The sequence below is a fragment of the Stenotrophomonas sp. FBCC-B152 genome (assembly GCF_059134105.1).
Window position 1 is genome coordinate 2,351,885 of record NZ_CP101442.1, and the last position, 22,089, is coordinate 2,373,973.

At 67.3% G+C, this 22,089-nt stretch carries 17 protein-coding genes and 2 pseudogenes; 9 read left to right on the forward strand and 10 right to left on the reverse strand.

Translation table 11 applies throughout. The annotated features are described in order from the left end of the window. Positions 1–3: 3 nt before the first annotated feature. Complete coding sequence (locus NMB40_RS10970; RefSeq protein ID WP_494358405.1) at positions 4–849, forward strand: endonuclease/exonuclease/phosphatase family protein; 846 nt, start codon at positions 4–6, stop codon at positions 847–849. 71 nt (positions 850–920) lie between these two features. Here NMB40_RS10970 and NMB40_RS10975 read toward each other — a convergent pair whose 3' ends face one another. Beyond that, complete coding sequence (locus NMB40_RS10975; protein WP_494358406.1) at positions 921–1,532, reverse strand: superoxide dismutase; 612 nt, start codon at positions 1,530–1,532, stop codon at positions 921–923. Between the two features lie 259 nt (positions 1,533–1,791). Between NMB40_RS10975 and NMB40_RS10980 the strand changes: the two genes are divergently transcribed. Together NMB40_RS10980 and NMB40_RS10985 are read left to right on the forward strand one after the other, a co-directional pair. Continuing rightward, on the forward strand, positions 1,792–2,271 hold the full coding sequence (locus NMB40_RS10980) for a guanyl-specific ribonuclease (protein ID WP_494358407.1): 480 nt from the start codon (positions 1,792–1,794) through the stop codon (positions 2,269–2,271). Then, positions 2,268–2,681, forward strand: coding sequence for a barstar family protein (locus NMB40_RS10985; RefSeq protein WP_494358408.1), 414 nt, complete (start codon positions 2,268–2,270; stop codon positions 2,679–2,681). The genes NMB40_RS10980 and NMB40_RS10985 overlap by 4 nt, the downstream gene beginning before the upstream one ends. 84 nt (positions 2,682–2,765) lie before the next feature. Here NMB40_RS10985 and NMB40_RS10990 read toward each other — a convergent pair whose 3' ends face one another. Then, entirely contained in the window at positions 2,766–4,526 is a 1,761-nt protein-coding gene (locus NMB40_RS10990; protein ID WP_494358409.1) for a hypothetical protein, read from the reverse strand. Positions 4,527–4,535: 9 nt separating this feature from the next. Beyond that, on the reverse strand, positions 4,536–5,135 hold the full coding sequence (locus NMB40_RS10995; protein WP_068853063.1) for an NfuA family Fe-S biogenesis protein: 600 nt from the start codon (positions 5,133–5,135) through the stop codon (positions 4,536–4,538). A gap of 91 nt (positions 5,136–5,226) precedes the next feature. Here NMB40_RS10995 and NMB40_RS11000 point away from each other — a divergent pair, with 91 nt between their 5' ends. From NMB40_RS11000 to zupT, 3 genes are all read left to right on the forward strand, one after another. Then, complete coding sequence (locus NMB40_RS11000) at positions 5,227–5,568, forward strand: 4a-hydroxytetrahydrobiopterin dehydratase (protein ID WP_068854702.1); 342 nt, start codon at positions 5,227–5,229, stop codon at positions 5,566–5,568. A 5-nt stretch (positions 5,569–5,573) separates the two neighbouring features. Beyond that, entirely contained in the window at positions 5,574–5,990 is a 417-nt protein-coding gene (locus NMB40_RS11005) for an energy transducer TonB (protein WP_494358410.1), read from the forward strand. Between the two features lie 138 nt (positions 5,991–6,128). After that, positions 6,129–6,938: a zinc transporter ZupT gene (zupT, locus tag NMB40_RS11010; protein WP_282247413.1), complete on the forward strand. Its 810-nt coding sequence runs from the start codon at positions 6,129–6,131 to the stop codon at positions 6,936–6,938. Between the two features lie 136 nt (positions 6,939–7,074). Here the strand turns inward: zupT and NMB40_RS11015 are convergent, their stop codons facing one another. Beyond that, positions 7,075–8,052 carry an RluA family pseudouridine synthase gene (locus NMB40_RS11015; RefSeq protein ID WP_095362783.1) on the reverse strand — a complete coding sequence of 326 codons (978 nt, stop codon included), beginning with the start codon at positions 8,050–8,052 and terminating at the stop codon, positions 7,075–7,077. Positions 8,053–8,456: 404 nt separating this feature from the next. Here NMB40_RS11015 and rne point away from each other — a divergent pair, with 404 nt between their 5' ends. From rne to NMB40_RS11030, 3 genes and pseudogenes are all read left to right on the forward strand, one after another. Next, a complete protein-coding gene (rne, locus tag NMB40_RS11020; protein ID WP_494358411.1) occupies positions 8,457–11,828 on the forward strand; it encodes a ribonuclease E in 3,372 nt (1,123 codons plus the stop codon). Positions 11,829–12,192: 364 nt separating this feature from the next. After that, positions 12,193–12,519 (forward strand): annotated as a pseudogene (locus NMB40_RS11025) (RHS repeat-associated core domain-containing protein); the annotation flags it as partial. Between the two features lie 524 nt (positions 12,520–13,043). Next, positions 13,044–13,388 carry a ribonuclease domain-containing protein gene (locus NMB40_RS11030; RefSeq protein ID WP_494361068.1) on the forward strand — a complete coding sequence of 115 codons (345 nt, stop codon included), beginning with the start codon at positions 13,044–13,046 and terminating at the stop codon, positions 13,386–13,388. Positions 13,389–13,413: 25 nt separating this feature from the next. On the opposite strand, the pseudogene NMB40_RS11035 reads toward NMB40_RS11030, so the two are convergent. The 6 genes and pseudogenes from NMB40_RS11035 to NMB40_RS11060 all read right to left on the reverse strand — a co-directional run bounded on the left by NMB40_RS11035 (position 13,414) and on the right by NMB40_RS11060 (position 22,082). Continuing rightward, positions 13,414–14,244, reverse strand: a pseudogene (locus tag NMB40_RS11035) (endonuclease/exonuclease/phosphatase family protein). 8 nt (positions 14,245–14,252) lie between these two features. Beyond that, the gene (locus NMB40_RS11040; protein ID WP_494358412.1) at positions 14,253–17,387 is read right to left on the reverse strand and encodes a discoidin domain-containing protein; all 3,135 of its coding nucleotides are present in this window, start codon (positions 17,385–17,387) and stop codon (positions 14,253–14,255) included. A 47-nt stretch (positions 17,388–17,434) separates the two neighbouring features. Beyond that, positions 17,435–18,271, reverse strand: a complete 837-nt coding sequence (locus tag NMB40_RS11045) for a carbohydrate ABC transporter permease (RefSeq protein ID WP_068853078.1) — start codon at positions 18,269–18,271, stop codon at positions 17,435–17,437. Next, positions 18,268–19,149, reverse strand: coding sequence for a carbohydrate ABC transporter permease (locus NMB40_RS11050; protein ID WP_068853081.1), 882 nt, complete (start codon positions 19,147–19,149; stop codon positions 18,268–18,270). Before NMB40_RS11050 ends, NMB40_RS11045 begins: the two co-directional genes overlap by 4 nt. Next, on the reverse strand, positions 19,146–20,459 hold the full coding sequence (locus tag NMB40_RS11055) for a sugar ABC transporter substrate-binding protein (protein WP_494358413.1): 1,314 nt from the start codon (positions 20,457–20,459) through the stop codon (positions 19,146–19,148). Before NMB40_RS11055 ends, NMB40_RS11050 begins: the two co-directional genes overlap by 4 nt. Positions 20,460–20,468: 9 nt before the next feature. Beyond that, positions 20,469–22,082, reverse strand: coding sequence for a glucoamylase family protein (locus NMB40_RS11060; protein WP_448143092.1), 1,614 nt, complete (start codon positions 22,080–22,082; stop codon positions 20,469–20,471). Positions 22,083–22,089: the final 7 nt, after the last annotated feature.

The window sequence follows — 22,089 nt, forward strand, 5'->3', positions numbered from 1 at the left end:
GTTATGCGCCTCCTCCCCACGGTTGTCGCAGGACGCTGGCACGGCTGGTTCCTGCTCCTGTTGTTGACCACCCCCACGCTGCCTGCCCATGCCCGGCAGGGCGAGGCGGCACCGCGCCTGCTCAAGATCGCCACGCTGGAGCTGCCGGCAGCCGACGAGGCCGAATGGGAGCAGCGCCGCGACCAGCTGCTGCAGGTGCTGGAAGGCCTGCAGCCGGACGTGATCGCCGTCCAGCGGGTATTGCAGACCAAGGGTGGCAACCCTGCCTGCTGGCTGGCCACCCGCCTGCGCTACAGCTGCGACTTCGTTACCGCCGACCCGCCCAGCCAGGCGCTGCGCCATGGCAGTGCCATGCTCAGCCGGCTGCCGGTGGCCGAAGACGGGGTCACCCTGCTCCACCCGCCCGGCCGCTTCAGCGCGGCCGGCATGCTGCGGGTGAACCTGCAGGAGGAGCAGGTCAACATTTACGTGGCCCGGCTGCGCCCGGACCCGGACGAGGCGCTGGTGCGCAGGCACCAGACCAGTGACCTGATGACCTGGATCGGGGCCACCTCCGATGGCCTGCCGTCCTTGATCGCCGGCGACTTCTCGGCCGATACAGACGAACTGGTCCGCAGCTCGCCCGGCTTCCAGCCGGCGCGCAAGAACCCCGGCGAGCGCGTCGACCCGCCGTCGGCAGCCGGAGTCGCGGGCGGCCATGGCCTGGACGTGCTGTTCCAGGTAAGCCACTTCGCCGGCCAGGGCCTGCAACCGCTGAAGCTGCCCGCACTGGAAGGCACCGACATCGGCGCCCTGCGCCTGGGCATCATCGCCACCCTGCGGCTGCAGGGTGATGCGGCCGCACGGTAACCGCACGGACCGATAAAAAAAAGGCCAGGCATTTCTGCCTGGCCTTCCTGTTGCTCAGATCGCCCTGTCGATCAGGCGATGGCGTCCTGGTAACGACGCTCGACTTCCTTCCAGTCGACCACGTTGAAGAACGCGCCGATGTATTCCGGGCGACGGTTCTGGTACTTCAGGTAGTACGCGTGTTCCCACACGTCCAGGCCCAGGATCGGCGTGTTGCCATCCATCAGCGGGCTGTCCTGGTTGCCGGTGCTTTCCACCACCAGCTTCTTGTCCGGGGTGACGCTCAGCCACGCCCAGCCGCTGCCGAAACGGGTCAGCGCAGCCTTGGTGAAGGCTTCCTTGAACTTCTCGAAACCGCCCAGCTGGGCGTCGATGGCCTGGCCGACGTCGCCGGTCGGGTTGCCGCCGGCATTGGGCGCCATCACCGTCCAGAACAGGGTGTGGTTGGCGTGGCCGCCACCGTTGTTGCGCACCGGGCCCTGCAGGTTTTCCGGCAGCGACTTGAGCTTCTTGACCAGCTCCTCAACCGGCAGGTCGGCGTACTCGGTGCCTTCCAGTGCCGCGTTGACGTTGTTGATGTAGGTCTGGTGGTGCTTGGTGTGGTGGATTTCCATGGTGGCCGCATCGATGTGCGGCTCAAGCGCGTCGTAGGCGTAGGACAGCTTGGGGAGGGTGTAGGCCATGTGGTTCTCCTGGTAGCTCACTCGCCCGGCGAAGACCGGGCGTTGCGAAGTCGATGATGGGGATGGCCGCCAAGCTTACCAACCCCCAGGTAAAAGGAATCTTCGTCCTGCGTCGAACACATGTTACGCATCGGTGACGAACCCATCACCGCGATCGGCGTAGTGCCACGCCCCGTGGCAACCTCACGATGCGTGGCAACCACGCAGTGTTCAACCAAGACCCAGTACAGTAAGCCCACTCGTCACGGCATACCCGCCCATGCGCAAACCCTTATTGCTGTTGCTCGCCATCGTGCTCCTGGTAGGTGGCCTGGCCGCGATCAAGCTGGCCCAGCGCGCCCCCGCGCCGCAGTTCGCCCCGTCGCTGACCCAGCCAGGTACCGACACTGCGCCGATCGACAACGCCCCGGCCAATCCCGGTGCCACCGCGCAGCGCACCCATGACGCGCTGCCCGCCTTCCTGCCTGCCGAAGCCCGCCAGACCATCGTCCTGATCCAGCGCGGCGGTCCCTACCCGCACCGCCAGGACGGCGGCGTTTTCAGCAACCGCGAACAGCGCCTGCCGGATCGCCCGCGCGGCTACTACCGCGAATACACCGTGGACACGCCGGGTGCCGGCAACCGCGGCGCACGCCGCATCGTGACCGGCGGCACTCCGCCGACCGGTTGGTTCTACACCGACGACCATTACGAAACCTTCCGCAGTTTCGAGGTCCCACCTGCCGGGAGCTGGCAATGAACCACGATGGATTCGAACTGGGTCTGGACGACATCAACAACGCCGGCGTGTACTCGGTCACCAATGAAGACATCGGGCCGTTGTCGGCCGCGATGCGCGATGCCGGGCTGCGCGTGACCACGATCGACCTGCACGGGTGCAATGACAAGCGCACGCTGATCGCGCGCGTTGCCGCGCAGCTGGATTTTCCGCAGACGTTCGGGGGCAACTGGGACGCGCTGCTGGACTGCCTGCGCGATCTGTCGTGGCTGCAGGCCAACGGCTATGCGCTGTTCTTCAGCGATGCAGACGGGTTGCAGGAAAACGCGGAGAAGGATTTCGACACCTTCCTGGATATCCTGGAAGATGCCAGCAAGTCGTGGAGCAAGGACGACGTGCCGTTCTGGGCATTCGTCGCGTTGAACGCGTAGAGCCACGCCCTGCGTGGCTGCGCCATGTCCGACACCGCGATAGCCACGCAGGGCGTGGCTCTACAGTCGTTGAGGCCTTCGGCCTCAACGACTGCCGTTGTCGTCCTGTAGTTCTTTCTTGAACGGAATGTCCGGCGGCGGGCGCGCCACCGCCGGCTGGTCCTGCATGTTCGGGTCGCTCAGGCCACAGCCGCCGCCGAACTGCAGGATCGAGACCACGCAGGAAATCTTCGAGCTGGTGCCCGGAATCGGGATCTCCACGGCCTTGATGCCCTTGCGCACCCATTCGGCCAGCAGCGATTCGTTCGGCGCCCAATACTTGTCGAACGAGGTCGGCGTGTAGTCGTACGGCGGGCGCTTGAGCCACGTACCGGACTGGGCGATGCGTTCGCGGCTCCAGCCGTCGTTCTCGCCACCGGGCGCGCCGCGCTCGCTGTCGCCGCTGCCTTCCTGCCCCGGCACGCGCACGCTGCCGTCGGCATTGAACAGGCCGTCGCCGGTGCGGCCGGTGCCCTGGTTGGCCTGCGCGCCCGTCCGCTCGCCGGCCCGGTTGCGGTCGGCGGCGCCCCAATCATCGCCCCGAGCGGGCGTGGCCCAGTTGCCGGGCGTGGGCGACGGGCGCGCGGCCGGGGCGCGGGACGGGGCGGTGCTGGACGCGGCACTGCGGCTGGGAGCGGCCTGGCTGGCCGTACTCGCCGCTGGCGTGGGCGACGGCGCGGACGTCGCGGTCGCTGCGGCCGGGGCCGGGCGTGGCGCGGCATTGGGCACCGCGCGCTCGCGCACCGCGACCTCCGGGCTGCGCCCGGGCACGGTGATCTCGCGCTGCGGCACCGGTGCGACCGTGACCGACACCGATGGCGCCGGGGTGACTTCACGTTCGCGCACCTGCAGATCACGCTGCGGCACGTTGACCTCAACCCGGGGACCGGGCAACGGCACCGGCGCCGTGGGCGCGGTGACCACGGTGACCTCGCGTTCGCGCACCGCCACGTCGCGCGTGCGCACCTGCGTTTCCACCGGGCGCACGGACGGGGTGATCGAAGGCGGCGTCGGTGTTTCCGTCACTTCCACGGTGCGCTCGCGCACCTGCGGCTCGGGCGCGTCGCGCGGAATCACCCGCACTTCGGTGCGCGGCACGCTGGTGGGCGGCACCACGAAATCGGTGGTGGCTTCGGCCACGTCGGTGGCCTGGATGGGCTGTTCAACCGCCGTGGGTGCGGGGGCTGGCGGTGTCGGCACGGGTTCGGCACTGGCGGTCGGCTCCGGCGCGGATGCCGGCGGCTGCGGCGCGGTGGCTGCGGTCGTGCTCGCCGGACGGGGCTGCGAGGCGGCGGCTTCAGCCTGGGCGCTCGCGGCAGCGGCCGCTGCCGCGCTGCCTGCAGCAGCCGGCTCGCCACCACCGCTTTCCTGCGGCGTTCCGCTGCCCAGGAATTCCACCTGGATGCGACCGCCATCGCCGCCCTGCTCCGGCTGCACCGGCGGGCGGATCAGTGCCACCCACAGCAGCAGCAGGGCGAACATGACGTGCAGCAGCACGCTGATGACCGCCGAGGTCCAGCGCATCCAGCGCTGGTCGCGCGGGGCCGGGCCCCAGGTCTGCCAGAGCAGGCGCCGCAGCGACTGCACGAAGCCCAGCGCCGGCAGCCGGCCGGGGGAGCCCGGCAACGGGCGCTGGATCAGTTCGGCAATGACTTCGGTCGAACGGAACGGACGCGGCAACGGGGTCAGCGCGCGCAGCCACAGGCCCCACCCGTAGGGAAGGCCAGTGGTTTTTTCAACGATGCGTTTATCCGGCTGGCGCGCCAGCAGCCAGTCGAGGATGTCGTCAGCCCGGCGCAGTGTCACGCAGGCCGATCAGGCAGCCGTGCCGCGGGGAATGTACGGCGCGTGACCGCTGTCGTGGTCGGTCGCGTCACGTACCGCGGTGATGCCGGGCACGCGGCCCATCAGGGTCTTCTCGATGCCCTGCTTGAGGGTCACGTCGGCCATGCCGCAGCCCTGGCAGCCGCCACCGAAACGCAGCAGCACCACGCCATCGGCAGAGACTTCCTGCACCGCGACCTTGCCGCCGTGCGAGGCCAGCTGCGGGTTGACTTCGTTTTCCACCACCCAGCGCACGCGTTCGACCAGCGAGGCCGAATCGGCCGGGGCTTCGCCCTTGATCTTCGGCGCCTTGATGGTGAGCTGCTGGCCGCCGGTGGCATTGGTGACGATGTCGATGTCGGCGCCATCCATCCAGCCCACGCTGTCGGACGCCACGTACAGGGTGAAGCCGTCGCAGTCCACCGCCCACTCGTCGCCGAGCAGGTCGGCCGGTTCGGCGAACTCCAGCCGGGCGTCGGCGCGCGGGGTGCCGGCGTCCACGGCGCTGAGGCGCACGCCCATTCCGGGCACGGCTTCGCGCTCGATGAGCTTGCGGAAATAGGTCTGGGCAGTGTCGGAGATCTGGATCATGCGGCTATTCTAGCGGCTTACATGTTATGCGCTCATTCGGTTTATACACCGTCCGGCGCATTGTTCAGGCATACACGAGGTGGAGGATTTCATGGCCGACCTGATTCCGCTGGCGCAGGCCCGTTGCGTACCGCGCAAGGGCAGCGACCACAAGCTGGGCGAAGCCCGGATAGCCGAGCTGCTGCCGCAGGTTCCCGGCTGGGAGCTGGCCGAACAGGGCCAAGCCCTGACCCGGACCTTCCGCTTCGCCGACTACTACAAGACCATGGCGTTCGTGAATGCCCTGGCCTGGGTGGCCCACGCCGAAGACCACCACCCGGACCTGGGAGTGCATTACGACCGCGCCGTGGTGCGCTTTTCCACCCACGACGTGGGCGGGTTGAGCGAGAACGACTTCATCTGTGCAGCCAAGGCTTCGGGCCTGACGGAGTGATTTTGATGAACATTCAGATACGCGTGGCGGTGTCCGCAGCGGTACTGGCCCTTGCCGGGTGCGGTGGATCTTCGCAGCCGGCGGCGCCGGTGGCGGCGCCTACCGAGGTGGCCGCGGTGAAGACGCCGCCGCCGGTGTACCCGATCGAGCTGGCCTGCCAGGCCATTGGCGGCACCACCACGCTGAAAGTGGTGGTGGGTGCCGACGGCAAGCCCGGCCAGGTGCAGCTGGTGAGCGGCAGCGGCAACGCGCAGCTTGATGAGCAGGCACAGAAGGCGGTGGAAGGCTGGCAGTTCAAGGCGGCCACCCGCGCGGGCCAGGCCGTGCCCACCACCATCCAGGTGCCGGTGAGCTTCAACCCGCCGCAACCCAAGCCGGACGAGTGCTTCGCGGTGGAAGAGCGCCTGCGTCGCGGCGGCTGATCCCCCCTCCGCCAGCACACGCCAGCCCCTACCCCCACCCTGATCGCACCGGTCTTCCCTGCCCGCTGCACGCCCACCCGGGCGTGGCGGCGACGGGGCGGCCGTGGTGCGTTACCCGTGTAAAGGACGCTGCGGCGCATGCTGGAAATTAGCAATGAAAACGTATGGGTCGCCCTGCTGGTGACCCTGGCTGCCGGCCTGGCCACCGGCCTGGGCAGCCTGATGGTGTTGTTCTCGCGCCGCCCCAACCCCCGCCTGCTCGCTTTCGGCCTGGCCTTCGCCGGGGGCGCGATGGTGTTCGTGTCGCTGACCGAGATCCTGACCAAGGCGATCGATTCGTTCACCCTGGCGTATGACGCGCGCGTGGGCTACGCCTACGCCACGGCGGCGTTCCTGTGCGGGGTGCTGCTGATCGTGCTGATCGATCACCTGATCCCGAATCCACACGAGAGCCTGGACAAGCAGGACCCGATGTTCCGGGAGAACAACAAGGCCTACATCAAGCGGGTGGGCCTGCTGACGGCGGTGGCGATCACCGCGCACAACTTCCCGGAAGGCCTGGCCACGTTCTTTGCGACGCTGGAGAGCCCTTCGGTGGGCATGCCGCTGGCGTTCGCGATCGCCATCCACAACATCCCCGAGGGTATCGCCATCGCGGTGCCGGTCTATTTCGCGACCCAGAATAAGTTCTATGCGTTCGGCGCCAGCCTGCTGTCGGGCCTGGCCGAGCCGATCGGGGCGGCGATCGGGTACGTGCTGTTGTCCGGGGTGCTCAACCACGCCACGTTCGGCTGGGTGTTCGGGCTGATCTCCGGGGTGATGGTATTCCTGGCGCTGGATGAGCTGCTTCCAGCGGCCAAGCGGTACGCCAAGGGCCACGAGACGGTGTATGGCCTGGTCGCCGGCATGGCCAGCCTGGCCATCAGCCTGGTGTTGTTCAAGTGGTAGACGGCATACCGTGATGCCGGGCTTCGCCCGGCACCTCCATGCATCCGGGCGAACAGCTGGGGCTGAGACGACCTGTGGCTAGGCGGGTCGTTGCCACGGGAAACGCGGATGCCGGCCTTTGGCCGCCAACCCTGATTCATCCCAACCGGTTCAACGCCTCGGTCAGCTCTTCGGCCAATGGCGCGTTGAGCAGGTACGGGGTCTTGCCGGCGTCCAGCGAGAACTCCAGCGAGGCGGCGTGCAGGAACAGGCGTTTCAGGCCGATCTGGTCACGAAGCCGCTTGTTGACGTCCGGATCGCCGTATTTGTCGTCACCGGCCACCGGGTGCCCCAGGTGCTGGGCATGCACGCGGATCTGGTGGGTCCGGCCGGTCTCGATGCGGACTTCGCAGAACGAATGGCCGCCCTTGCGCTCCAGCACGCTGAAGTGGCTGATCGATTCCTTGCCGATCGCATTCACCTGTACGTGGCGCTCGCCGCCCTGGCGCAGGCCCACGTGCAGCGGGGCGTCCACGGTCATGGTGCCATCGGGCATGCGCCCCACCAGCAGGGTGAGGTAGCGCTTGCGGATGCCGGCGCCGTGGTCTTCACGCAGCAGCGCCTGCAGCTCGCTGAGCGCCGACCGCTTCTTGGCCACGATCAGCAGGCCCGAGGTGTCCCGGTCCAGCCGGTGCACCAGCTCCAGGGTCTTGCCCGGGCGCAGTGCGCGCAGGGTCTCGATGGCGCCGAAGCTAATCCCGCTGCCGCCATGGCTGGCCACGCCGGAGGGCTTGTTCAGGGCCAGCAGGCGCTCGTCCTCGTAGACGATGGCGTCTTCCAGCCGCTTCATGAACGCGGCCGGCGGACCGGCCTTGTCTCCTTCTTCGGTGAGACGAACCGGTGGCACGCGTACTTCGTCGCCCTCCACCAGTTTGCGTTCGGCCTTGGCGCGGCCGCCGTTCACACGGACCTGGCCGCTGCGCACGAGTTTGTAGACCAGACTGCGCGGGGCACCCTTCAGCTGGCCGAGCAGGAAGTTGTCCAGGCGTTGCCCGGCACGGTCGGCCGGGACAGTCAGGAGACGGACGCTGGTCTTGCCTTCAGCGGCTTTGGGGGACGGCACGGTATCGGTCATTGGCCTTTTATTCTGTTACACTCGGCAGGCGAGATAAGGGATTGATTTCGTTGGAAGTTGCTCTGGGCCAGAAGCCCGACTTCCCTCGATTCCGGCACAGTGCGCAGCCACCGCCCCCGGGGCGGCCATGTTAGCGGCTCACCGGCAGTCCCGGCCATCGCCGGATGCCTGACAAGCGTCTGCGCTGAAAAAATGTCCCTGTGGCGCTCCAGCCTGTCTGAAAGCTGCCTCCGGCCCGCAACACCCAAACCAAAACAAAATGAAGCGCTCCCGCGGCCTGCCGTGGTGTTGTAGCGCTGGAAGCCCAAGCCGCCCTCCCCGCGCATGCGCGATGGGCGTGCAAGCGTGACCAGAAGCGAAACCCCATGGCGTTCCGCGCGGTAGCAGCGCGCGAGGAACGCAATATGAAGCGAATGCTGATCAACGCCACGCAGGCTGAAGAGCTGCGGGTAGCCATCGTGGATGGCCAGACGCTGTACGACATCGACATCGAACAGCCGTCCAAGGAACAGAAGAAGTCGAACATCTACAAGGGCCGCATCACGCGCCTTGAGCCGTCGCTGGAAGCGGCCTTCGTGGAATACGGTGGCGAACGCCACGGCTTCCTGCCGCTGAAGGAAATCTCCCGCGATTACTTCCAGGCCGGGGTCGACCACAACAAGGCCGGCATCCGCGAGCTGCTGCGTGAAGGCCAGGAAGTGGTGGTCCAGGTCGACAAGGAAGAGCGTGGCAACAAGGGCGCCGCCCTGACCACGTTCATCTCCCTGGCCGGCCGCTACATGGTGCTGATGCCGAACTCGCCCACCGCCGGTGGCGTGTCGCGTCGCATCGAGGGCGAAGACCGCGCCGCGCTGAAGGAAGCGCTGGACAAGCTGAACATCCCCGACGACATGGGCGTGATCATCCGCACCGCCGGCGTCGGCCGCGATGCCGAAGAGCTGCAGTGGGACCTGGACTACCTGCTGCAGGTCTGGAAGTCGATCGCCGAAGCGGCGCTGACCAAGCCGGCCCCGTTCCTGATCTACCAGGAATCGCGCCTGATCGTGCGCGCCCTGCGCGACTACCTGCGCGCCGATGTGGGCGAGATCCTGGTGGACACCCAGGAGCTGTACGACACCGCCCGCGAGTTCATGCAGCAGGTGATGCCGCAGACCCTGCGCAAGCTCAAGCACTACACCGACGACATTCCGCTGTTCAACCGCTTCCAGATCGAATCGCAGATCGAAGGCGCCTATGAGCGCAATGTCCGCCTGCCCTCGGGCGGCTCGATCGTGGTCGACCAGACCGAAGCGCTGACCGCCATCGACGTGAACTCCTCGCGCGCCACCAAGGGCAGCGACATCGAGGACACCGCGTTCCAGACCAACCTGGAAGCGGCCGAAGAAGTGGCCCGCCAGCTGCGCCTGCGCGACCTGGGTGGCCTGGTGGTGATCGACTTCATCGACATGTCGTCCAACAAGCACCAGCGTGAAGTCGAGAACCGCCTGCAGAACGCGCTCAAGTACGACCGTGCGCGCGTGCAGCTGGGCCGCATTTCGCGCTTCGGCCTGATGGAAATGAGCCGCCAGCGCCTGCGCCCGAGCCTGGGCGAATCCAGCCAGATCGTCTGCCCGCGTTGCGACGGCCATGGCCGCATGCGTTCGGTGGAATCGCTGTCGCTGTCGATCATCCGCGTGGCCGAAGAGCATGCGATGAAGGAAAACACCGGGCAGGTGCTGGTCCAGGCCCCGGTCGAGATCGCCAACTACCTGCTGAACGAAAAGCGCAGCGCGCTGCGCGAGATCGAACAGCGCCATGACGCGCCGATCGTGATCGTGGCCGACGAGCAGCTGCACACCCCGCACTACGAAGTGACCCGCCTGCGTGAGAACGAGCTGGGCGACGAAAGCGGCAAGCCGAGCTACCAGCGTGGCACCCCGCGCAAGCTGCCGGTGCATGCGCTGACCAAGGCGCAGCTGAACATCCCGGTTGCCCCGGCGGTGACCAACGTCAAGCACAGCTCGCCGGCCCCGGTCCGCGAAGTGGCCGAACCGGTGGCGGCTGCCCCGGCCCCGGTCGCCCCGGCACCGGTCGCCGCGCCGGCTGCCACCGGCGTGGTCGGCTGGCTGAAGCGCATCTTCGGTGGTGAGCCGGCCCCGGCCGCCGCACCGCAGACCACCGCGCGCCCGGCCCAGGACGGCAACCGCAACGGCCGCAACAAGGACCGCAACGGCAAGGACCGCAACGGCCGCCGCGATGAGCGTGGCGAGCGTGGCCAGGGTCAGGGCCAGCAGGGCCAGGGCCGCGGCAAGGACCGCCGTGACGACCGTGGCGAACGCGCCGGCAAGGGCGAGCGCCGCGACGAGCGCCGCCAGGACGTGGCCGCGCAGGCTGCCGCACCCGCCGCCGGCCAGCCCCAGCAGGGCAAGCCGCGCAACGAGCAGCAGCCCAAGGCCCCGCGCAATGAGCAGCAGCCGAAGCTGAACCAGAACCAGAAGCAGAAGCCGCCGCGCCAGCAGAACGAGGGCGACAAGCCCGCGCGTCAGCCGCAGGCCGATGCCGCCAAGCCGGTGCAGGCCGGCGTGACCGCTGCCGATGCCGCGCTGGTCGCAACTGCGGTGACCGTGGCGGATGCCGCGATCCCGGCAGCTGCTGCTCCGGCTGCCGCCCCGGTGCAGAACAATGCACCGGCCGATGAGAACCAGCTGACCGCGGTTGCGGTTGAAGGTGAAGCCAACGAGCACGGCGAAGCGCCGGGCACCGGCGACGATGCCAGTGGCGAAGGCGCCTCGCGCCGCCGTCGTGGCCGTCGCGGTGGCCGCCGTCGTCGTCGTGGCAATGGCGAGCAGGCTGCAGGCAGCGATGGCCTGAACGATGACGGCGGCCTGGACGACGACGGCGACAGCGACGAGCAGGACGGCGACCAGGACGGTGACAACGCCGCCCAGGCGGCCCGCCCGGCCGCCCGCAGCAGCGAGTCGAACCCCGAGTTCGACTTCGATGATGACGGCGCCGCACCCGCTGCCCCGGCCGCACCGGTCCAGGCCCCGCGCCCGGCCCCGGTGGCTGCCGTTGCCGCCGCCGCGCCGCTGGCCGTGGTCAGCAGCCCGGTGGTGACCGCCGGTCACGCCGAGGCCGCCCCGGCGCCGAAGGCCGAACCGGTGGAAGAACGCGCCCCGTCGTACACCGATCGCGTGCCGTTCGTCGAGTCGCCGATGCCGGTGGCTGCGCCGGTCGTGGCCGAAGCACCGAAGCCGGTTGAAGCCCCGGTCGTGACCGAAGCACCGAAGGCCGTCGAAGCGCCGGTCGCGGCCGAAGCACCGAAGGCTGTCGAAGCCCCGGTCGTGGCGGAAGCACCGAAGGCCGTCGAAGCCCCGGTCGCGGCGGAAGCACCGAAGGCGGTTGAAGCCCCGGTTGTGACCGAAGCAGCGAAGCCGATCGAAACGCCCGTCGTGACCCCGGCCCCGACCGCGCCCGCCGCTGTCGAGACCCCGGTGGTCGAGCACAAGGGTCCGACCGAAGTCGGCCGCCCGGTGCAGACCAGCATGCTGGACGCCGTGGATGCCGTGCCGGCCGCTCCGGTCGCCCCGGCACCGGTAGCCCGCGTGGAGCCGGTGGAGACCGCACCGGTGGTGCAGAACGGCCAGCTGTTCGGCACTGCCGCCAGCGACGCCGCACCGACCGATGCCGCCGCCCAGGCCGCGCATGCTGAAGCCCGCGAGGACATCCCCACCGATGAACTCGCCCCGGCCGAAGCCGCTGCCAAGGAAGAACAGGACAAGGCCGAAAAGCCCTGATCTTCGTTCCCAGGTAGAGCCACGCCCTGCGTGGCTACGGAAACAAGAACGCAGACAGCGGCCCAAGGGCCGCTGTCTGCGTTAGGGCCAACGTAAAGCCGCAGGCACTTCGACAAGCCGTTAACGCATCCCGGTGCAACGTCGCTGCTGCGGGGGCGCACGCTGAGGGAACGCCATGTCTTCTCTTTCCGGCGCATTGAACGCGCCCGCCGCCCTCTATCGCTACGACGCCGAAAACCTGCTGGTCTGCAGCGGCACGGCCAGCAATCCGTTGTGGCGTTACTGGAAGGGCGATGTCGTCACCAACGCCGTCGATGACGGCAAGCAGTTGAGCTGGCCGCACTGGGGGAGCCAACAGGTCGCCATGCTGCGCACCGGCGCGGAGGCAGCCATCACGCTGCTTGGCGCAGACCAGGCCGGTTCGATCCTGGTTGAGGCAGATACCAACGTCCGCGCTCAGTGCTATACGCCATACGGCTATCTGCCGTCAGAGACGGCCGATCCACGCCCGGCCTACAACGGCGAACTGCTCGACCCTGCCAGCGGCTGCTACCTGCTCGGTGCGGGCCACCATCGCCCCTACAGCCCAACGCTGCACTGTTTCCTGGCGCCGGATGCGCTGAGTCCGTTCGACGAAGGCGGCGTGAATGCCTACGCTTATTGCGCCGGCGATCCGATCAACCGCACCGATCCAACCGGCCATTTCTGGAAATGGATAGTGCTGGGCGTCGCCGCGATCACGGCCGTCGCCAGCATGGGGGCACTAGCTGCCCCTTTGATTGCCGGCAGCGCGGCACTCACAGGCTCTGCATTGGCCGGCGCCGTCATCAACACGGTGGGTGCCGCAGTCGAGCTTGGAGCACTCGTTGCGGGAGCGGCCGGCGCTGATAAGGCAGCGGGCATTCTGGGGTGGGTCGGGCTGGGAATAACCGCCTTGGGGGTTGCCGCTGCGCTGCCCTCCATTGCCACCAAAGCCGCAAGCAAGCTGGCCGGACTTCGTGCCTGGCCAAAATCCAGCAGCGTTCCTTACAGCCGTCTTTCATCTGGTGGGAAAGGCGCCATGAGCCTGGGAACAGGTTCGAAGGCCATGCCGGCAAGCGGACTCCTCGGTGCACCCAAGGCGGTATCCCAAGCAACAATCAAGTCACCGAGACGGGTAACGGAAACACTACTGAAAGGGGGGGGGCGAAAAAAAAGAAGTCCTTATCGCCCCCCGTGCAACACGCGCCGAACCCTCTCCTCTACAAGGACCTTGGGCAGGAAGCAAAGAACGTACTCGAGCAGATCCGGACCGGCGCGCCGACGCGCTTTCCGGACGTCGACGGCATCGAGTACTACAACCTCAACCGCTTCCTCCCCCCGGTCACGAAGGGCCAACGCTACGTGGAATACTCCGTCCCCAACCCCAATCAAGTTGCCCGGGGCACCCACAGGCTGGTGCTGGACACCCCCACCCCTGCAGGCCCCCGGACCGTGTACTTCTCAGGCGACCACTACACCACCTTCAAAAGAGTGATTTTTTCAGACCCGCTCGATAACTGGTATCCACGTCCACGCTGAACCACTCGGGCGCAACCGGCACCGCTTACGGCGCGAACTGCAGGCGGGTCCACACGCCGTAGTGATCCGACGCCCACCGCCCTTCCGCATAGGGCTGGTCGAACAGCAGCTTCGCTTCGCGCGCCAGCAGCTTGTCCTGCTAGAAGAAGATGTGGTCGATGCGCGAGGGAGCGTCGTAGTAGTGGCGGTTCAAGGTACTGACCTGCGCCAGTTCGTTGTTCACGTGCACGCTGCCGTAGCTGTCGCCATAGCGTTGGCGCAGTGCGCTCAGGTCGCTGGCGTCCACCAGCGCATTGAAATCCCCGGCGATCACCACGGGCGCATCGCCGGCGGTGCCGGCGATGAACTTCAGCAGGTCCGCCACCTGCTCGCCGCGGATCCTGCTGCCGCTTTCATCCGAGCGTTCGTTGAGGTGGGTGGCGTAGAGGTTCACCGCCTGCCCGTCCACGTCGATGCGCAGGTGCGCCACCGTGCGATAGTCGGTGCGCGGCGCCAGCAGGTGCTCGCCGCGCGCCAGCACCGGTCGACGGGTCAACAGTGCATTGCCATAGCGCTTGAAGCGCCCCGGCGGGTCGGTCGACACGAACTGGTAGTCGTAGCCCAGCTTGCGCGCCAGCCAGGCGGCCTGGTTGCGCACGTGCGGCTTCTGGATCACTTCCTGCAGCGCGATGGCGTCCGGCTGCAGCGCTTCCAGCTCGCGCAGGATCACCTCGCGCCGCTGCGACCAGTTTTCGCGGTCATGGTGCAGGTTGAAGGTCACCATGCTCATGCCCTTCCCCGCCGGCTCGGCCGCGCGCGCCGGCAGCACCGCCAGCGCACAGGCCAGCAGCACGCCGAGCATGCCGGTGCGCGCCATCACCGTGCTCACGGCGCCTTGCGTTCGGCGCGCCGCACCGATGCCGGGATCTGCACTTCAACCTTCGCGGGCACCTGGGTGATGCGCAGCTCGCCGTTGAGCCACTGCGCCGGCTCGCCGTTGATGGTGGTTTCACCGGGTTCGCCACTGAACGGCCACGGCAGGATCACCCCGCCCTGCGGCACCACCAGCCCCGGCGCGACCTGCAGCGTGAGCTGCCTGTCGCTGCGGGCCAGCGTGTAGCTGAGCTGTCCGTTCGGCGTGCGCAGGCCCTTCACCCCGACCCCGGCGCCGTCCAGCCAGCGGCTGGGCACGCCGGCGGCCAGCACCAGGCTGTCATCCACGTCGCGGTTGTAGGCGAACATGTCCAGCGCCGAGCGCACGAAGTCCGACGCCACCCAGGCATGCGGCAGGTCGCCGACGAAGAACGGCTTGCGCGGCGTGTGGGAGACCACTTCGGCCCACTGGTTCCAGGCCTGCGGCGCACGGTCCTTGAAGAAGAACTCGGTGGCCTGCCAGGCGCGGTCGCGCCAGCCCAGGCGCACGAACGCGGCCACGTTGCGCCACTCGTACGGGGTGTAATCCTTCCACTCGCGCTTGCCGTCGCGGCGTTCCTCGAACTGCTTCCAGTAGCGCTCGAAGGTGTTGTCCAGGTACGGCTGCGGCAGCCGGCCCTGCTCGCCGCCCGGGGCCAGCGCGATGGTGGTGGAGGTCGCATCGAAATCGCCCAGCTCGGCCGAACCGGGCAGGAAATCGATCTTGTGCAGCGCCGTGGCCGCCAGCAGCGAGGCCTGCAGGTCATCACGGAACTGGTCGCGCGATTCGGCGATCTGCATCGCTTCCAGCTTGCCCAGCGTGGTGGCGATGATCGCCGCGTCCTTGTAACCGCGCAGCGCCCAGAAGTTGTCCCAGTACGAATGCATCGGCTTGGCCGAATAGCCTTCGTGGCTGATCGACACCGGCATCATCCCGTAGAAGGCCGGGTTGCGGGCGCGGTTCTCTTCGGTGCGCTCGCTCAGGCGCAGCTGTTCCATGTACTGGTAGCCACCCTGCACGTGCGGCCACATCAGTTCCAGGAAGGTGCTGTCACCGGTGTAGCGCCAGTACTCGGCGATGTTGAAGATCAGCTCGCCATGGCTGTCGTTTTCCGGCACCGGGTCGGCGCCGCGCGGGTCCACGCAGCAGGGCACCTTGCCGTTGTCGAACTGGTACGGCGCGTACCAGTTCACGTACTCGCGCACCGCATCGCTGCGGCCCATGCGCAGCAGGCCTTCGGAAATCATCGCGCCATCGCGGATCCAGCTGCGCGAGTACGAGCGCGTGCCCGGCTGCAGGCTCGGGCCGATCCGCGAGATCAGCATGTGCGCCAGCGCGGTGCGCAGCGTATCGGCCAGCGGCTTGCCCGCCGCCGGTACCTGCAGCGCCACCTGGTCCAGCTTGGTGCGCCACATCGAGGCCACCTGCTGCTGGGCCTTGTTGGCGTCGAAGTCCTTCGGGGTGGTCCACGCGCCGGTCTGCGGCAGCACGATGGCCACCTCTTTGCTCTGGCCCGGCTCCAGGCGCCAGCGGTACAGCAGCGCGCCCGAGGCCAACCCGGTGGCGTCGCGCACTTCCGTGGCGGTGGGCAGGTTGCCGCTGGCCAGGTGGGTGACCTCCAGCTTGCCATCGAACGGGCTGGCGAACGCCGCGTCCGGGGCCTGCACCGGGTACACCCGCGGCGTGCCGTTGACCTCGACCTGGCCCGGTTCGAAATCCAGCGTGTCGATCCGGCTCACCCCGCCCACGGTGTTGAGGAACTGCCGCGGCGGATTCACCTGCCACGGCCGCACGGCCAGGGCCAGGGTGTAGTCGTGCGCCACCTTGTCCGGGTTGTGCAGCGTGTAGCGCCCCACCAGCTGCGCCTTGTCCCGGCTGCCCTGGACGAAGCCGGTCACCTTCAATGCGGCCTGGGGGTGGGCCCAGTCGACGCTGGCGATGGGCAGGTAATCGTCCTGCAGCGACTGTTTGGCCTCGACATCGGCCCAGCTCAGCACCTTCTTGTCGACCACCACGAAGGGCTCCACGCTGAAGCTGGCCTTGGCCACTTCCAGCGCGCCGTCCTCACCGATCAGCGCCTGCTCGCGGCCCCCGTCCAGGCCCAGCAGGGTCCAGTACGGCTGCTCACCGCTGAAGCCGCGCGGCACGAAGCCCCGGGTCAGGTCGGCGCCGACCGATTCAACGAACTCATTCGGCGTGCCGGCGAAATCCAGCGGCTTGATTGCGATGTCGCGGATGCCATAGCGCCAGCTCCTGCCGTTCTTCAGGTCGAAGCGCAGGTAGCGCGCCTCGGTATCGGGCAATGCCAGCCAGTCGCGCTCGCCGCCACCGCCGGCAGTGATCTCGCGCAGGGTGCGCCAGTCGCGGCCATCCACCGACGAGCGCACCACGTAGCGGGTGGCTTCCAGGCCGGGCACCCACTGGATCACCGCACCACCGAACTCGCGCACGTTGTGCAGGTCCAGGCTGATGGTCTGGTCGGGTACGCCGCCGCTGATCCACACCGTGTCCGGCTTGCCATCGGCAATGCGGCTCTGCAGCGCGGTGGCGGTATCGGCGATCACCGACGGCGCCAGCGCCGAGGTATCGGCCGGCGGCAGCGCCTGCAGGGTGAGCCGGTCGAAGCAGACCGTGCCGCGCCCGCCGACCTTGCTGTAGATGGTGAACTCCACCGCCGCGCTATTACGCAGGGTCTTGTCCGGGTCCGGGCCCCAGGCCTTGTCGATCTGGCGCTGGCGGTACTGCACCGGCGTCCAGGTCTTGGGGAAGGCGTAGCCGGGGCGGTTGACCCACCACACGTTGTCGCCGCTGGCATCGATCAGCTTGAACTGCAGGTCGTTGCCGGGCGAATCCCCGCGCAGCTGGAAGCCCACCTGGTAGTTGTCCGGCCAGGTGATGGGCAGTTCGCGGCGGATCGCCACGTAGCCGGAGACCTCGTGGAAGTCGTAGTCCACGCACAGCGCGCGGCCTCCATTGGCACCGGCCACGCTGCGCAGCGAACCGCTGACCTGGTCGGACACCACCAGCTTCCAGGGCGACATGTCGTCGAAGCTGTCCAGGACCTTGGGCGCCGCCGGCACTGCCGGGGGCGCGGCAGGCGCCGCCATCGACCACACCAGACCCAGAACCAGAACCCCCGCGACGACGGCACGCTTCACCCTTTAACACTCCCCAGCAGCAGACCTTGGATGTAATAGCGCTGCAGCACCAGGAACAGTGCCAGCACCGGAACCACCGTGACCACCGCGCCGGCCATCATCATTTCAACGTCCATGATGTGTTCGCGCGACAACGTGGCCAGGGCAACCGGCAAAGTGTAGTGCTCCTGGTCGGTCAACACGATCAGCGGCCACATGAAATCGTTCCAGGCACCCATGAAGGTGAAGATCGACAGGGTCACCAGCACCGGCTTGAGCATCGGCAGCACGATCTGGAAGAAGATGCGCAGCTCCCCTGCCCCGTCGATGCGGGCCGCTTCCAGCAGTTCATCGGGAATCGAACGCGCGTACTGGCGCACCAGGAAGATGCCGAACACGCTGGCCAGCGCCGGCACGATCACCCCGCCGAAGCTGTTGACCAGGCCCAGCTGCTTCATCAGCAGGAACAGCGGCAGCATGGCCACCTGCGCCGGGATCACCAGCGCGGCCAGCAGCACCTGGAAGATCCGCTCGCGGCCGACGAAGCGCAGCTTGGCGAACGCATAGCCAGCCATGGTGTTGAGCAGCAGCGAACCCAGCGTGATCGCCAGCGAGACGAACAGGCTGTTGACGAAGTTGTTGGCCATTCCGGTACGGGCGAACAGCTCGTGGTAGTTGTTGGTGGTCACCGACGAAGGCAGCAGCGGTGGCGGGAAATGCGCCGCTTCGCCGGTCGGCATGAACGACACCGATAGCATCCACAGCAGCGGCGCCAAGCTGACCGCGGCGAGCACCAGCAACCCGCCATTCACCCACCACGCATGCCAGCGCGACTGGCCAATCTCACGACTCATACCAACTGCCTCTTGCGGCCGAAACGCAGCATCAGGCTGGTTACCGCCAGGATGATCAGGAACAGCAGGAACGCCACGGCCGACGCGCGGCCCAGGTTCCACCACTTGAAGCCTTCCTCGAACATGAAATACAGCACGCTCACGGTGCTCTGCAGGGGGTCGCCGCGGGTCATCACGTAGGGTTCGGCGAACAGCTGGAAGTAGCCGGACACGGTGATCACGCCCACCACCAGCAGCACCGGGCCGAGCATCGGCAGGGTGATGTGCAGGAACTGCTTCCAGCGCGAGGCGCCATCGATGCGCGCGGCCTCGTACAGGTCATGCGGGATCGCCTGCAGGCCGGCCAGGAAGATCACCATGTTGTAGCCGAAGTTCTTCCACACCGCGAACAGCATGATGGTGGGCATGGCCCAGTTCGGGTCGCCCAGCCAGTCGATCGGGCTGATCCCCAGGTGCCCCAGCCCGTAGTTCACCAGGCCGTAGCTGGTATGGAACAGGTAGCGCCAGATCACCGCCACCGCCACCAGCGTGGTTACCACCGGGGCGAACAGCGCGGTGCGGAACAGCGCCTTGAAGCGTGCGGCCGGGGCGTTGAGCAGCATGGCCGCGCCCAGCGAGACGCCAATGGACATCGGCACGCCGACCACCACGAAATACGTGGTGTTCCACAGCGACTTCCAGAACATCGGGGTCTGCAGCAGGTCGATGTAGTTGCCCAGGCCCACGAAGCGCAGGTTGCCGCCATCGGCCAGCGCGTAGAGGTCGAAGTCGGTGATGCTCAGCGCCAGCGCCGAGAACACCGGCAGGCCGAAGAACACGCCGATCACCAGCAGCGAGGGGCCGGCGAAGATCCAGCCGGCAAGCGAACGCTGCTTCATGGCAGCACCTCCGGCGCGGCGCCTTCTTCGGTCTGCGTGCGCTGCTCATGCATCCAGCGGCGCTTGGCCAGTACCTTGTCCACGCGGTCATCCAGTCGATTCACGGCTACATCCTGGTCCAGCCCACCGCGCACCACCTGTTCGGTGACGATGCGCATTTCCTGCACGATTCGTTCCCACTCCAGCACCTTCGGGGTCGGCCGCACGCGCTCGAGCTGGTCGCGGAACGGTTGCGCCAGCGGGTCGTTGGCCAGCGACGGGTGTTCCCAGGTGCTGCGCCGCGGCGGCAGGTCACCGATGATGGAATGGAAGCGCTGCTGGATGTCCGGGCGCGACAGGAACTCGATCAGCTTCCACGACGCTTCCTTCTGCTGTGAACCGCGGAAGATCACCAGGCTGGTGCCGCCGGCGATGCCGGCGCCGGGGCCATCCGGGCCCGGCAGTGCGGCGGTACCCCACTTGCCTTCCAGTTCCTTGGGCTGCAGCTTCTTGAACTCGCGGATGTTCCACGGGCCGGACAGGTAGAACACGTTGAAACCCTTGAAGAACTCGTCCCACACGTTGGAAATCTGGGTTTCGGACATGCGCGGGGCCCAGCCCTGGGCGAACATGTTTTCGTAGAACGCCAGCGTGCGGCGGAAGCCGGGGCTGCGGAAGTTGCCACGGGTATCGTGGTCACGCAGCAGCGGATCAGGCTGCTGCAGGGCGAAGGACAGCTGCTGCTCGAATTCGTTGATCGGCATCAGCACCGCGTAGCGGTCCGGGCCCTGCATCTTCTTGATCGCCGCCATCATGGTGTTCCACTCGTCCCAGGTGCGCGGCGGGTGGTCGAAGCCGGCCTTGGCCAGCAGGTCCTTGCGGTAATACAGCAGGCGCGTATCGACGTACCACGGCACCCCGACCAGCTCGCCGTTGATGACGTTGGTATCCCAGATGCCCTGGAAGTAGTCGGCCGGGTCCACCACCTTGGACTGGGCCACGAACGGCGCCAGCGGGGTCAGCGTGTTGAGTTCGGCGAACTCGGGAATCCAGGTGTTGCCCAGCTGGCACACGTCCGGCAGCCCATCGGCGGCGAACGCGGTGAGCAGCTTTTCATGCGCGGCCGTCCACGGGATGTTCTGCACATCGACGTGGATGCCGGGATTGTCGGCTTCGAATTCGCGGATCAGTTCGCTGACCACTTCCGCTTCGCGGCCCATGGCCCAGAAACGCACGGTCACCCCTTCCGGTTCCTTCCGGCAGCCACTCAACAACAGGCTGCCGGCAACCAGCAGCAGAACACTCACCCACAGCTTGGGGCGCGACGACAATGGCACTGCTTACTTCCCCTGGGGCTGGTTGCGGTTCGAATTGGAATTGTTCTTCTGTTCCTGCGCGGCGGCCGCGCGGGATTCGGCGATGCCCATCGAGCGGGCCGAGGCCGCTTTTTCATCCTTCTCCAGCTCCATCGGCTGGTCTTCGCCTTCCGGGGTGAGCCAGCCGCCGGTGAAACCGGCGCGCTCCAGGCCGCGACGGATGTGCGGGTTGTTCTTCATCGTGTCCCACACGAAATCGTTGCGGTAGTTGGCGATCATGGTCAGGATCGGGCCCTGGTCGATGCCGATGTAATCGCTGGCCACCCAGCCACGGTCGGGCACGATGCGCCCGGTCTTGAGCGGGATGTCGAAGTTGAAGCTGGGGTTGAACGAATCCAGGAAGCCGTAGCTGGAATACAGGTAATCGCCGTAGCGCTTGTGCATTTCCAGCGTGGCCGGGATCACTTCTTCGGGGGCAAACACCACCGAGGCGATCGCCGCGGTCGGGGCGATGGTGCCGTCGTCGAAGTTCTCGCGCAGGCCGGCGCCGCGCGACGAGTAGTGGCGGAACTGGCGCTGCTCGCCACGGAATTCCTGCGTGGTGTTCTGCGGGCCATCGCTGGCGGTCAAACCCCACACGTTTTCACCGTACTCCTTCCACTGCGCCGGGTTGGCGATGGCGTATTCGCGCTGGGCCAGCGCGGCCGAGCGGCTGTTGAGGAAGTAGGTGCTGCCGCGTTCGCGCATGTACGCGTCCTGGATGTCGCGGAAGTCGATCCAGACATGGGTGTACTGGTGGCCGAACAGCGGGCCGAAGGACAGGTATTCCTGGCCCTGGAACACGCCCCAGTCGTTGTCGTAGGTACGCGTCCACACGGTCCACGCATCCGGGCTCACCGGGTGGGTGGGCGAACCGAGCGCGAGGATGTAGACCATCATCGCTTCGTTGTAGCCCATCCAGTCGTGGTCGATGAAGCCACTCTCGGGGAACCAGCCCATCGAGATCAGCGGGGCGCGTTGCTGCAGCCACGGCCAATCCACGCGCTTGTACAGCGTATCGGCAATGGCGCGGATTTCTTTCTCGCGCGAATCATCGCCGGTGTAATAGGACTGGGCGAACAGCACGCCCATCATCAGCAGTGCGGTGTCCACGCTCGACAGTTCCACCCAGCTGTCATAGCGGTGGCCCTGCTGCATGTCCAGGAAATGGTAGTAGAAGCCCTTGTAACCGCCCTTGCCGGTGCGCTGCGGGCCCATCGGCATGTCGCGGAAGAACTTCAGGGTGGTCAGCGTGCGGTCCACGGCCTGGGTACGGCTGACCCAGCCGTTCTCCACGCCGATCGGGTACGCGGTCAGCGCGTAGCCCACCGAGGCGATGCTGGCGAACGGGCGCGACGGATACCGGTCCGGGCTGAGCCCGTTGATTTCATTGGTGGTGTCCCAGAAGAACTGGAACGTGCGGCGTTCGATATCGTCGAACAGCGGGGGAAGTTCGGGTTTCATCGGGCGCGGGGGAACGTCGGCCTCTACGAGGATGACCGGCGGCTTGGGTTTGGCCGGCGTGTCCTGCGCCTGCGGCTTGCAGCCGACCACGGCTGCCGCCAGTACTGCCAGTGCCAATACGCGGGGTACCTTCATCGTGCCA